The 14,660-nt window shown below is 41.4% G+C and carries 7 protein-coding genes and 4 tRNA genes; 7 read left to right on the plus strand and 4 right to left on the minus strand.

What is annotated here, in order from left to right; translation table 11 throughout:
* The 7 genes from IEY42_RS15145 to IEY42_RS15175 all read left to right on the plus strand — a co-directional run.
* On the plus strand, nt 1–5,578 hold a 5,578-nt coding region (locus IEY42_RS15145; RefSeq protein WP_188926032.1), incomplete at its 5' end, for a cadherin-like domain-containing protein.
* An 85-nt stretch (nt 5,579–5,663) separates the two neighbouring features.
* Nucleotides 5,664–7,841 carry a type I secretion system permease/ATPase gene (locus IEY42_RS15150; RefSeq protein WP_188926033.1) on the plus strand — a complete coding sequence of 726 codons (2,178 nt, stop codon included), beginning with the start codon at nt 5,664–5,666 and terminating at the stop codon, nt 7,839–7,841.
* Entirely contained in the window at nt 7,838–9,220 is a 1,383-nt protein-coding gene (locus IEY42_RS15155; RefSeq protein WP_188926034.1) for an HlyD family type I secretion periplasmic adaptor subunit, read from the plus strand. The genes IEY42_RS15150 and IEY42_RS15155 overlap by 4 nt, the downstream gene beginning before the upstream one ends.
* Nucleotides 9,221–9,298: 78 nt before the next feature.
* On the plus strand, nt 9,299–10,651 hold the full coding sequence (locus IEY42_RS15160) for a TolC family outer membrane protein (RefSeq protein ID WP_373292864.1): 1,353 nt from the start codon (nt 9,299–9,301) through the stop codon (nt 10,649–10,651).
* Nucleotides 10,651–11,256, plus strand: a complete 606-nt coding sequence (locus IEY42_RS15165) for an OmpA family protein (RefSeq protein WP_188926036.1) — start codon at nt 10,651–10,653, stop codon at nt 11,254–11,256. Before IEY42_RS15160 ends, IEY42_RS15165 begins: the two co-directional genes overlap by 1 nt.
* 46 nt (nt 11,257–11,302) lie before the next feature.
* Nucleotides 11,303–11,992 (plus strand): transglutaminase-like cysteine peptidase, encoded by a 690-nt coding sequence (locus tag IEY42_RS15170; protein ID WP_229780098.1) that lies wholly within the window; start codon nt 11,303–11,305, stop codon nt 11,990–11,992.
* A 7-nt stretch (nt 11,993–11,999) separates the two neighbouring features.
* Nucleotides 12,000–13,922: a bifunctional diguanylate cyclase/phosphodiesterase gene (locus IEY42_RS15175; RefSeq protein ID WP_188926037.1), complete on the plus strand. Its 1,923-nt coding sequence runs from the start codon at nt 12,000–12,002 to the stop codon at nt 13,920–13,922.
* Between the two features lie 208 nt (nt 13,923–14,130).
* On the opposite strand, the gene IEY42_RS15180 is transcribed toward IEY42_RS15175, so the two are convergent.
* From IEY42_RS15180 to IEY42_RS15195, 4 genes are all read right to left on the minus strand, one after another.
* A tRNA-Pro gene (locus IEY42_RS15180) sits at nt 14,131–14,207 on the minus strand.
* 58 nt (nt 14,208–14,265) lie between these two features.
* Nucleotides 14,266–14,342 (minus strand) — tRNA-Pro (locus IEY42_RS15185).
* Between the two features lie 21 nt (nt 14,343–14,363).
* A tRNA-His gene (locus IEY42_RS15190) sits at nt 14,364–14,439 on the minus strand.
* A 51-nt stretch (nt 14,440–14,490) separates the two neighbouring features.
* A tRNA-Arg gene (locus IEY42_RS15195) sits at nt 14,491–14,567 on the minus strand.
* Nucleotides 14,568–14,660: the final 93 nt, after the last annotated feature.

Genomic DNA, 14,660 nt, shown 5'->3' on the forward strand with positions numbered 1-14,660 from the left:
CACGCAAGTCGGCGACACCTTGATTGTCACTGACGGCAACGGTAATGAATTGTTTAACGGCCCAGTGACCTCGGACATGCTCACCAACGGCTTGGATGTCGAAGTCCCTGTGACCGCAGGCGCAACCGATGTTGATGTCACCGCCCAAGTGATTGATATCGCCGGTAACCCATCTGCAACGGCCACCGACAACCAGCCTGTTGACCGAATAGCACCTTCTGCACTATCAATTATTATTGTTGATGACGGTACACCTGGTGATGGTTGGTTAAACAATGGTGAAATTGCAGCCAACGGTAGCGGAATACAAATTAAAGCAGATGTTGAAAATACAGATTTAGTTGCAGGTGGTTTTGTTTCAATATCAATCACTGTAGATGGAAATGAAGTTTCATTTGATTTAAAACTCGAAAATGATCAATTGGTTAATCTTGACGGCTCAACGCCTAGCATTGCTTTTGATTATAACAATGGTGAGATCACATGGACTGAAGATGTTCCAGGAGCAGGTGATCAAATCACAGTTGAAATAACACAAACTGATGCAGCAGGTAACGAATCAACTACCGCTACAGATACAGCAACGATAAATAATGTTGATGCTAATGATGATATCCCTGGTTCGTCATATACTGTAACTACAGGTTCTAGCAGTAATTGGGCCATTCCACAGTCAAACGGTGAAGCTCTAATGACCATTTCCGCTCGTAACGGTGATGGATCTATTGGAGTAATCAGCTATGACTCAAGTAACAACCTTGGTGTAGCAGGTTCTCCACGCACATCAGGTCAAATTGCTGGGCAGATTGAGTATGATTCAGCTACTGGCACATCGGAGTCCGTTGTTATCGACTTTAATGGCTTAGTGAATCAAGCAACATTTAGTGTTTCTCACTTGTTTACCAATGAAAACAATGGTGAGCAAGGTGTATGGATGGCTTATTACAATGGTCATTTAGTCGCCAGTGAAATATTTACTACAAGTTCTGGAGATGAGGGAACTTTCACTATAAATACTGGTGACATTGTATTTGATCAGTTGGTTTTTCAAGCAACAGAAACAGTTAGTGAAGCAAATGGTGGACCGGCATTAGTTGACTCCTCTGATTACTTCCTAACAAGTGTGGCAGCATCTGGACCTGCAATTGTGGGGAGCTATGTTGTGTCTGAAGATAGTACTTTATCAATAACAGACACCAGTTCTGGTTTACTGAACAACGACAATGATTCACAAGGTCATACCTACTCTCTAACAGGAGTGAATGGAGCTAGCGTTACGGATGGACAAGTAGTTACACTACCAAGTGGTGCGCTATTAACTATATATAGTGATGGTACTTATTCTTATGACACCAATAATGCTTTTGAAACTTTAACTGCAGGCCAGCTATCAACAGATAGCTTTACCTATACAGTAACAGATGAATATGGTGCAACAGATACTGCAACAGTAACCATTAATATTGTAGGCGCTAACGATACTGCTATTATCACTGTCGGTAGTGGCGATACCGATGCTGGTACAGTCACTGAAAATGGCGCTACCGATACCGACAACACCACCGTTGAGATGGTCACGGGCAGCTTAACCGTGACGGACGTTGATGCCGGTCAGGCAGTGTTCCAGACACAAACAGATGTCGCTGATGCCAACTACGGTAGCTTCAGCATTGATGCCGATGGTAACTGGACTTACACTTTAAATAATAACCACATTGATGTGCAGTCGCTTGCTGAAGGGGAAACCCTTACCCGAGATATCACGGTAACTTCAGCCGATGGCACTGCGACCCATACGGTCACTATTACCATTGTAGGTACAAACTCTACTCCAGAAGCAGCTCCTGATGCGTTAATCACAGTTGAAGGCGAGACGCTCGTATTCACTACCAATGACTTAGTTAATAACGATAGTGATGCTGAAGGCAATAGCTTATCCGTATTCAAATTCGCACCAGGGAATTCAAATAACAATAGTATTGATGCTACTCAAGCAGGTGAAAGTTTCACAACAACTCTGGGCGGCACTATAACTATCAACGCAGACGGAACGTACAGTTACCAAGCTCCTGCAAACCTTGATCACAGTAGTAGCGATACACTAGTTGATAGTTTCTATTATCAAGCAACTGATGGAACAGGAAACTCTGAGTGGACGCTAGTGTCAATTGATGTCAATGATACCGCCCCAGTTGCTGTTGATGACAATGATAGCATTGGCTTTGGTGGTTTAGCATATGGCAATGTGATAACGGCAGAGGGTACCGATGGTTCTGGAGTCGATACACTAGGGGCCGACTCTACAACGCTGATTAGTGTTACTTATGACAATGTTGTTTATGACAGCTTTGACAGTGATGGTAACCTCACTATAGACACGGGTAAGGGACAATTAGTTATTAATCAAGATGGTAGCTATAGCTATCTATCAACACAAACTGATACCACCGTCAATAGTTACACATATGATGACTTAAAGAATAATACTGACATAGATTTATATGGAGTCAGCGCATCCACAACTTTCGACCCAAACAACTTAGGTACACCAGGCAACAATGTTGGCTCTAACAATGGTAATAGCCGTATTGGAGTTGATAATGCTCGAATCGATAACGGAGAAGCGCTTGTAATTGATTTAGGATCATCAGCTACAATTAATAATGTGACTTTGAATCTAAGCGACGTAGGTGATGTAGGCAATCAAGAACAGGTTAGTTGGACTACTTATGATGCTAGTGGAAATGTTGTATCTACTGGAACATCAAACAGTAATTCATTAGTTATTGATTCTAGCAGTCCTTTTCAATATATCGTGTTATCTGCTGGTCCTAGTACTAGTTATTCTCTTAATTCGTTAACAGCAACATCTATAGGAAACGGAACACCAATAACTGAAGAATTCACTTATCTACTTGAAGATTCTGACGGTGATCAATCTACGGCTGTTCTAAGTATGTCTCAAGACTCAACACCTATTGCTGCAGATAATACTGCAGAAGTATCAGAGTCCGGCTTAGCAGGCGGTACCCTAGAGGGTACAAGCTCTAATATTGCTACGGGCAATCTATTAGACAATGACTCTGGCATTAGCAGTACTACAGTCATAAGCAGCTTAGATGGTCAATCACCTGTTAATGGTATTATTACCATTACAACCGCTAACGGTATTCTAACCGTATATACCGAGGATACAGCTGACTTCAGAGCGGGCGATTATCAATATGAACTCACAAATTCTAATACCACTAGCGCTGATGTGTTAGAAGAATATAGCTACACCATTGAGAATGACTCTGGATATAATAGCGATGCGACATTAACGATATCCATTCATGATGATGTACCAGTCGTTCAAAATATTGAACAAAACCTACAAACTAGTGCAGATCCAATCACGACTAACCTAACACTGATTTTAGATGTATCAGGTAGTATGGATAACAGCGCAGGTAATGGAAAAACTTACCTCGAAACCGCTATTGAATCTCTAACCGCATTAATTAATGAAGTGGATGATGCCGGTAATGTTAACGTTCAAATTGTTACCTACTCTAGCAGTGTTACAAATTCTACTTGGTTAATTGACGACATTGACGCAGCGATAAATTATCTTAATGCACTCCAAGCAAATGGAGGCACGTACTATGACATAGCCTTAGAGACTGTCATGGCGGATATAAACCTACCCGACGCAGATCAAAGCTTTGTGTATTTTATTTCTGATGGTGTTCCAACAAATGGCCATGATGTTGATGCAACGCTTCAAACTCAGTGGCAAGACTACCTAGATACTTACTATGACATTGCATTTGGTATTGGTATTGGTAATGCTAGCTTAGATCAGATATTACCTATCTCATATCCTGAAGTGAATGGTAATGAAGAATATGCGATTAAGGTGAATGATGCCGATGATTTAACCAACACTATTCTCGATTATTTTGAGTCTAATGCTGTTAGTGGTGGGCTAGGTATTCTAGGAACCAGTTCAACGGGTGTACTAGTTGGTGCCGATGGCGGAAGTGTAGATCAACTCGTGATAGATGGTGTTACTTACAGCTATGATGCAAATAATCCTATACAAATTATCACCACTGCGTTAGGTGCAACATTTACCGTTGACTTTGTCTCTGGTGAATATAATTACTTTATCGATTCAAGTGAAAATGTGCTCAATGAGCAAGAGACATTTGAAGTAACCATTATTGATAATGATGGTGATACAGGTACATTTGAGCTGGTGATTAATGTTGATTATCACGCGTCATTAGATGCCAACGTCAATAATGTGATTACCAATCAAACAGCAGGAAATAACCTCACTATTTCGACTGAATACCTTACTCATGGTGATGCAACGACTAGTGATGCTGAAATCACTAATGTCAGTGATGTCAGCGGCAATAATGCATCGCTAAATAATGGCAATGTTACGGTTACCGCTGCAAATGATGGCGATAGTTTCAATTATACTTTGACCGGTAATGGCACTGAAGACAGCGCTAATGTCACGATTGATTATCAAGACTCAACAAAATTAACCGGAACCCACGAAAACGACATTATTATTGCTAACTCAACCGCTACTAGTGCAGTAATGTTAAGCATAAATGCCACAGTCGCTTCAGGAAATACTTACAATAGCCAAAATCAATTCGGTTTTGAAGCTGCACTATTAACTGCTGGCTTATCGATCACTCAGATACAAATTAACCTTAATGCTGGAAGTGATTCAAACGCTATCTTCGATATCAGTGATTCCAATCTTGTAAAAGGCTCTAATTCACAAGGTATAGAAGATAGTAACGATGACATTTTTGCCAATATGACGGCAGACAGTGGCACATTTACAGCGACATTTACCGAAGGTGACTTTACAAATGGCGACCAATTCTGGTTCTCAATTGATACAGATAGCCTAGGGGCTGATACTGGTAGTGATTTAGCTTCAGCAGGTGCAACTTTCACTATTACCTTAAGTGATGGTAGTACTCAGACAGGAACTTATATCTCAGATGGAGCGGGTGGTTCAACTGGCGGTATTTACTTTGCCGATGCTATTCTTGATGGTGGTGCTGGTGATGATGTGCTAATTGGTGGCGATGGTAACGACCTGCTAATCGGTGGATTAGGCGACGACTTACTCAGCGGCGGTTTGGGAGATGATATATTAAGTGGTGGTGAAGGTAACAATACCTTTGTATGGAATGCCAATGAAAACGGCACTGATACCATGATTGATTTTGACGTCAGTAAAGACAGTCTTGATTTAAGTGACCTATTGGTTAATGAAAACTCGACTAACTTAGACAGTATGCTTAATTTCAGTGAAACTGACGGTACCACTACTATTAATATTGATGCAGATCATGATGGAGTATTTGAGCAACATATCATATTAGATGGTGTAGATTTAACTGATGTATATGGCAGCACTGATAATGGTGTTATTATCAATGGGTTGTTAGATGACGGTGCACTTATTGTTGATTCATCAACAGAAACCACAGCACCATCAACAGGAACCACAGATCCTGATCTATATGACCAGTACAGTGGAAATATTATTCCTTAATAGCAACATATTGTATGCGCCACATAGTATTATGTGGCGCATACAACGTTACTTCTAACAATAATAAATTAAGGACTCTGATTAGGTGCCTATAACTGCGTCTAACACAAACGAGCAGTGGACGATTTCTGCCTCACAACGTGTAACGGTTGATCCGCTACTCGACTGCTTAGTACTGCTAACAGAACACTTTGGCAGCCCTTGCTCTATTGATTCTTTGGCGGCAGGTTTGCCACTGTCAGGTTCAGTTATCTCTCCAGAATTAGTGCCACAAGCCGCTGCTAGAGCAGGCTTGTCTGCAAAGCTATCACGTAAAGACTTAAATCAAATTTCAGACATACTTTTACCGTGCATTTTATTATTAAAAGATAAAAAGGCCTGTGTATTAAGAGAACTTGATTTAGACAATGATAAAGCGGTTATTCAATTACCCGAAACCAATGGCAAAGATACATTTACAATTGAAGAGTTAGAATCTTTATATGTTGGCTATCTATTTTTAGTAAAACAAGATTATCGTGGTGATAAAAGTTTCGATGTTCATCTGCATGACAACAGTACTCACTGGTTAATTCAAAGCATTAAAGATTCTGCCCCCATATACCGTGATGCACTTATTGCATCGGTATTAGTTAATTTATTTGCATTAGTTTCACCACTGTTCATTATGAACGTTTATGACAAAGTGGTGCCCAATTTAGCGTTTGAGTCGCTTTGGGTATTAGCTATTGGTGCAAGCATAGCCTATTTGTTTGATTTTATTATGCGTCAACTGCGGAGTTACTTAATCGATATTGCCGGTAAAAAAGTCGATATTATTGTCTCATCTAAATTATTTGCTAAAGCGATAGGAATTCCGCTATCAAAACGTTCCCCAAGTGTTGGCGGAATGGCTAGACAGCTAGGTGAGTTTGACAGTATCAGAGAGTTTTTGACCTCTGCAACCATAACCGCATTAGTCGATTTACCTTTTGCTTTGCTATTTGTCATCATTATTTATATTGTTGCTGGCGATTTAGCACTTATTCCTGTTTTTGGCAGTATCGTCATTATCGCTGTGACCCTCTATCTGCAACCTAAATTAAAGCAAGCCATTGAAGAAAGTAATCGTTATTCGAGCTTAAAACACGGTCATTTAATTGAAAGTTTAACCGCACTCGAATCAATAAAAGCCAATGGAGCGGAAGGCCTCGTACAAAAAAGTTGGCAACAAATGATTGGCCATACAGCGAACTGGCAGCTAAAGAGTAAAAAACTCTCTAATCATGTTGCCCACGTTGCCAATTTTATGGTGCAAGTTACAGTGGTACTTGTGGTTATTCTCGGCGTTTATCGTCTGGCTGATAATGAAATATCAATGGGCGGAATTATTGCTGCAGTAATGTTATCGAGCAGAGCAATAGCACCAATGGCACAGCTGGCAGGGCTTATCTCTCGTGGTAATCATACCATTAGCTCATTACGTCAACTTGATACCATCATGGAAGAAGAGGATGAGTTCGAGGACAAAGGCCATGTGGTCAGTAAAGAGCGCATTATGGGAAAAATCGAAGCTGACAACATCAGTTTCAGTTTCCCTGGTACAGAAAAGCCGAGCTTGCACCCATTATCACTGCGTATTAAACCCGGTGAACGCATTGCAATTATCGGGCGTAATGGTTCTGGCAAAAGTACCTTAGCAAAATTACTACTTGGATTGTACAAGCCTACCCAGGGTAGCCTGCGATACGACGGTTTGGATTCAGGACAAATTCATCCAAGCGATCTGAGACGGAATTTTGGCTACCTACCTCAAGATGTCACCCTATTTCACGGTACGATCCGCGACAATATTTTATTTGGTTCACGTCAAGTCACTGAACACCAATTAATGAGAGCGATTCAGTTATCTGGAGTGAATATGTTCACTAACTTAGAATCTGAAGGACTGGATCAGCAAGTTGGAGAGGGAGGATTATCCTTAAGCCGTGGCCAACGCCAAACTGTTGCTTTAGCCAGAGCAACACTTAACGACCCACCGATATTGCTAATGGATGAACCCACGGCCAGTTTAGATGCGCGCGCCGAGAAGCAGTTTATTAGATCGATGCAACTCGTTAGCCGTGACAGAACATTACTACTCATTACGCACAAAATGCATCTACTCAATTTAGTTGATCGTATTATTGTATTAGATAAAGGTCATATCATGGCCGATGGTCCTAAAGATGAAGTGCTTGCCAAGCTCAACTCTGGTGCAATTACTGGAGGTCAGAACTCATGAGTAAACATCTGACAGCTGAAGATTTGGAAATGGTCGATGATGTTTACGGTGCTATGATGACCGATGCCCCAACAGGACATCGACTCATTATATGGTCACTCGCTGCCATGATGTTGTGCTTTGTCATTTGGGCTTACTTTTCTGAATTAGATCAGGTCACCACAGGTGAAGGCAAAGTCATTCCATCATCACAATTACAAGTGATTCAAAGCTTGGACGGCGGGATCTTACAAGAGATATTTGTTCAAGAAGGCCTAATGGTCACCAAAGGGCAACCACTAGCGCGTATCGATGACACACGTTTTAGATCTGACTTTGGCCAACAAGAGCAAGAAGTCTACGGCTTACAAACTAACATTATCCGTATGCGTGCAGAGCTCGACAGCATCGTCATTTCAGACATGTCAACGGACTGGCGCGAGCAAGTTAAAATCACTAAGCAAGCTCTAACCTTTCCGGGCGCAACAATTGCAGCGGAACCTGAGTTAGTAAAACGACAACAAGAAGAGTACTCGCTGCGTTTAGATAACCTCAGCAACCAGCTAGAAATTTTAGTTCGTCAAATTCAGCAACGACAACAAGAAATTGAAGAACTAGCCTCAAAGATTAATACACTCACAACCAGTTACCAGTTAGTGACTCGCGAACTCGAATTAACCAAGCCACTAGCTCGTAAAGGTATTGTGCCAGAAGTCGAGCTTTTAAAACTTGAACGAACAGTAAACGATATCCAAGGTGAACTGCAATCTCTGCGGTTGTTACGCCCAAAAGTAAAAGCCTCAATGGATGAAGCCATCTTAAAGCGTCGTGATGCTGTATTTGTGTACACAACTGATTTACGTGCACAATTAAACGAGTTACAAACTAAATTATCTCGTATGAATCAGGCACAAATTGGCGCTTTTGACAAAGTCAGTCGAGCGGTGATTACGTCACCTGTCATTGGCACGATTAAGAAAATTTACTTTAATACTTTAGGTGGAGTTGTCCAGCCAGGCGAGCAAATCATTGAGATTGTGCCGTCAGAAGATAAACTATTGATAGAAACTAAAATTACCCCTAAAGATATTGCATTTTTACATCCAGGACTTCCTGCTATAGTTAAAGTCACAGCATATGACTTTACTCGCTATGGCGGCCTTAAAGGTACCGTTGAACATATTAGTGCCGATACTTCACAAGATGAAGAAGGCAACAGTTTTTACATAATTAAAGTAAGAACTGAGCAATCGAGTTTATTAAAAGACGATGGCACAGAGATGCCAATAATCCCAGGAATGCTCACTTCGGTGGACGTTATCACAGGGAAAAAATCAATACTTGAGTACATTTTAAATCCAATTTTAAGAGCAAAAGACACAGCTCTTAGAGAGCGCTAAGAAGAACCAGGAGGGTTTTAAATGAGCACTTTTAAACATCAGCGAACTAAAGTCAGTGCAGCTGCACTTGCTTTGTCTATGCTGATTGCACCAACAGCATCAAGCCAATCGCTTGAGCAAGCTGTTGCGCATACACTAGACACAAATCCAGATTTACGCATTGCTTTTAACCAATTTAAAGCACGCGAAGAACAGGTAAACCAAGCATCTGCAGGCTACTTGCCTACGGTTGATTTATCAGCAGGCTACGGTTGGGAGCAAACCGACAGCCCTTCAACACGCCGCAAAGCTGGTCAAGGCGATGTTGATGACGATGGAGTCATTGACTTAAACCGTGGCGAAGCAGGCTTTAGCATTAAGCAAATGTTATTTGATGGCTTTTATACTAGCAGCGAGGTTGACCGTTATTCATATGAAGCCAGTGCTGATCAATGGGCATTATTTGCCGCAGCTGAAGACATGGCATTAACGGTTACGGAGGTATACCTAGACTACATACGCACTCAGCAAGTGCTAACGCTGTCAGAAAAAAATCTAGAAAGTCATCAAGCCATTTACGATCAAATCAAACAACGTACAGATTCTGGTTTAGGCTCAGTGGCTGACTTATCACAAATCTCTGGTCGATTAGCCCGTGCACATGCAAATGTCATCTCAGCCAAAAATAATTTACAAGATGCCAAGGCAGCCTTTGTGCGTATTGTTGAATCTGAACCAGAAAATCTAGTATTACCGGTACCAGATGCAGATATGCTACCTGCAGACTTAAACAAAGGTTTGATGAAAGCTAAAAACGATCATCCCATCCTTAGGTCTGCTGAAGGCGACATCAATGCCGCTAAATATGAACGAAATTCAGCTCAGGCAAATTATTTTCCGCAGCTCAGTTTAGAACTAGATGGTAACTGGAATAATGATGTTGATGGCGAAGATGGTTACAGCTCCCTTAGCAGCCAAAACGTCAATGGTCACAGTAACGACTTAGTCGCTATGGTTCGGGTTAAATACAACTTGTTCTCAGGCGGTAAAGATATCGCTCGCGATAGAGAAACGGCCTATAGAATCAACGAAGCGAAAGAAATTCAACAACGTGCATACCGCCAAGTTGTTGAAGGAATGTCGCTGGCTTGGAATGCCTACGAAATGCTTGCGCCACAAAAGCAATTTATTCGTGAGCACGTCATTGCAGCGAAAGAAACCCAGATTGCTTATATACAACAATTTAATCTAGGTCAGCGTACATTGCTTGATTTACTCAATACTGAAAACGAGTTATTTGAAGCACGTAAAGATTATCTACAAACTGAATATGATGAAATTGCCGCCCGTTATCGAGTATTAAATGCAGCAGGTAGCTTATTAGATTCTCTAAGAGTCACCCGCCCAGAAGAATGGCGCGGCGAGTATGCCTATGATGGAGGCGTTAAATAATGAAATATTTAGTGATCCTAGTGGCGATGTTCACCACAACAGCATGCTCAATGAATGACATCGTTGAGCTCGACAAGCCAACAAAACAAAACTTTGACCTTACCGACATGGATAGCGATGGTGTTATCACCGCACGTGAACGCTGTGCAGGTACCATCCTAGGCGCAAGCATAGACAACTATGGTTGTGGCAAAGTGATTGATATTAACCACAGTGAAGAACTCAATATTTTATTTGCTAATAATTCTGATGTTATCGAACCTCAGTATTATGAAGAAGTAGAAAAAATTGCCAATCTGATGAAAAAACACCCAAACACTAACGTGGTTATTGAAGGTCACTGCAGTGTTAGAGGCAGTTATGAGCTCAACTTAGCACTCTCTCAAAAACGTGCTAAAGCGGTCACAAAGCTGTTAGAAAGCAGTTTTGATATCGATGCTAACCGAATGTCAGCTGTAGGTTACAGTTTTGATAGACCTATCGATACTAGTGGCACACCAGAAGCTGAAGAACGTAATCGCCGCGTAATTGCATCTGTAGCAGGTGAAAATACAATGTCAGACATGAAGTGGAATATCTATACTGTTGACGATTTAGAAGAATAATCGTTAACGAGGATATGAGTCATTGAGTCGTAAAGACGCACATGCCATCGCGACATTTTCTAAAAGGGTCTGCCACAGTATTATTGTGACATCGGCCCTTTTAGTTTCGTTGCTATTTGCAGCACCGACTCAAGAGCTAAATCAACACCATATAGTGTCAGCATTAACCAAACGCTACGGCGATAGAGCAGCGCTACGTGCAAATGCTTGGTTTAAGATACTCAATGACTCTCAACAATTGAACGATATCGATAAATTAGAGAAAGTGAATCACTTCTTTAATCTTTTTAGATTTGTTGATGACAGTATTCTTTGGGGGGACTCAAATTATTGGGCATCACCAATGGAATTTATTGGAGTGAACGGCGGTGATTGCGAAGACTTTTCAATCGCAAAATACTTCACGTTACTGCAGCTTGGTGTCGCAGAAGACAAACTGCGGATCACCATGGTAAAAGCCACCACGCTCAATCAATACCACATGGTATTAGCATATTACGAACAACCAAACTCAATACCTTTGGTGCTCGATAATTTAGACAAAACCATAAAACCAGCAACACAAAGAAGAGACCTTCTGCCGGTATACAGTTTTAATGGTAAACAATTATGGTTAAACAAAGAAAAAGGTCGGGGTGTCTTAGCAGGTTCATCTTCACGCCTTGAGAAATGGACAGACCTTAAACTTAGATTAGGTGTAGATCGTTTACGCTTACCCAAACTCAACATGGAGTAGTGACAACATGACCCTGTTCAGGCAGATCTATGCGTTACTTTTTGCGCTTTTCTTATTAACCATAGCAAGCGTGGCCTACGTACAATTTTCAGAAACCCAAGGTTTTCTGACCAAACAAATGGAATCTGATCTTAATAATGCCAGTAACTCATTAGGATTAATGTTAACACCGGTACTTGAAGCGGGTGACACAGCTGGCGCAGAAACCCTAGTCAATGTCATTTTTGAAGGTGGATACTATCAACAAATTAAATTGACTTGGCTGGTAGACGGTAAACAACAAGTTTGGAATAACGCAATTAGAGTCAATAAAGTACCGCAATGGTTTATTGATCTTAATCTATTTACAAGTATCAATAAACAAACCACGATTACCTCCGGCTGGTTACAACTAGCCACCTTAGAGATCACCGCCCACCCAGGCTTTGGTTATCAAGAATTGTGGCGCATTATCAGCGATATTATTATTTTATTTTCTATCTTATTTTTAATCGCTATCGCGTTCGCCCGAGTCGGCTTAAGCTGGATATTAAAGCCACTCAATACCCTTTCAGTGCACGCAAAACAAATCGCCGAGCGTCAATTTGGCCCAGATATGCCAGCCCCTAAAACCAAAGAGCTAAAAGAGTTGGTCGACGCATTCAACAGTATGTCCGCCCAATTAAAGCAAGTATTTAGCTCGCTCGACGAAGAAGTATCAGCCTTACGCAAAAAAAATCTAGTCGACCAAGTTTCAGGTCTACCCAACAGACAATATATCGTCAGCCGAATTAATGGGTGGTTAAGCGAGCCCAGCACAGGGGCATTATATCTAGTCAAAATGGATTGGTTAGAAGACGTGCACAGCAAGTATGGCTTCCAGGTGCGTGACGAAACCATTCGCATTCTGTCGGAAAAACTACAACAACATCAAGATGAAATAGCCCATTCGGTTATCGCGCGTATTGCAGCATACGAATTTGCATTTTTAGTCGAAGACTGCGAACACGATCAATTAACTAAATACTTACAAAGCCTCATCCGCACCATCAATAAAGAAATATCAAAAGCAGGAAGCAAACCTAACGAGCAATTTAATATTGGGGTTGCTGAACGCTTAGGTCAAATGACAGTGTCTGACATGATGGCTCAGGCGGATAATGCGCTACAGCAGTCAATTAAAGAAGCTAAAGTATTTCACTGGTTTGAAAATACTCAGAAACAACTTTTCACTCGAGAAGAGTGGCGCAATAATTTAGGTAGTGCTATTCAAAATAAGAAATTCGAATTTCGTTGGCAGCCTATTCAACTAAGTGCTAAAAATGAAGTCTGCCAACGTGAGCTTTACTGCCAGTTAAATATTGAAGATACCACCCTTCATGCGGGGCAATTTATGCCTTACGTGGAACTGTTATCACTGGGAACCCTACTCGACAGGTGCCTCATCGAAACGGTTAACCAGCACAAATTACTCGAGCGCAACTATGAACGAGTCGCAATAAACTTAACCAATCAAAGTATCAGTGATACTGAGTTCCATGTTTGGCTTAAACAATTTTTACGTGCAAACAAATACCCAGACCGTATTTGTTTCGAAATACCAGAAGCCAGTGTATACAGTGATTTAGAAGCCTGTGAGAGCTTGTGTAAAGTAATCCGCGATTGTGGTGCACATTTTGGTATAGATCATTTTGGACGTCAATTTGGCTCTATGGCTTACTTACAAAGCTTAAGACCACACTACGTCAAACTAGACCAATCTTTTGCTTATATTGAAGACAATCAACATAACAGTGAGTTGTGCCGAGCCTTAGTGAACGTAGCTAAAGGCTTAGACATCCAGGTGATTGTGACGGGTATTCAAGAGAAACAACAACTAAGCCGCTTTACTGAACTCAGAGTTGATGCCTACCAAGGATTTATCTCACCGCCAGTCAATGTAAAGTTATAACGACTTAGCGACATACCCAAGATGCAAACCACTCTACGGAGTGGTTTTTTATTGGGTCACAATACTCTTACGGCTTGAGGACTTAGAAACCTAGCAGACTAATCAGGGATAGGTATAAGGGAAGCGTAACTTATTTCACTACTAGTGACATTTAACCCAAAAAATGAAAACAAAAAAGCCACTCAAATGAGTGGCTTTTTTGTTAAATTGGTCGGTGATAGAGGATTCGAACCTCTGACCCTCTCGTCCCAAACGAGATGCGCTACCGGGCTGCGCTAATCACCGAAATTTATTTCAAACTTTTACTAGAAACCAGTCAAAACACTTAACTCATTTCAAAATGTGGTCGGTGATAGAGGATTCGAACCTCTGACCCTCTCGTCCCAAACGAGATGCGCTACCGGGCTGCGCTAATCACCGAAAATAAAACATTGAATTGAATGGGGTGACTGATGGGGCTCGAACCCACGACAACCGGAATCACAATCCGGGACTCTACCAACTGAGCTACAATCACCATTGACTTTCAATTCTACTAACCAATACAACAGAACCACTACTTACCGAATGGTGCGCCCAGAAGGATTCGAACCTTCGGCCTTACCCTCCGGAGGGGTACGCTCTATCCAGCTGAGCTATGGGCGCTCGCCTTGGTTAGCGACGCATATAGTAGGGATAAAACACCCTCACGTCTAGCCCTGATTTGCTTTTTTTAACTGACTGATTAAGTTTTGACTC

Origin of the sequence: Shewanella algicola, from assembly GCF_014648035.1 — a bacterium.
Classification (GTDB): domain Bacteria; phylum Pseudomonadota; class Gammaproteobacteria; order Enterobacterales; family Shewanellaceae; genus Shewanella; species Shewanella algicola.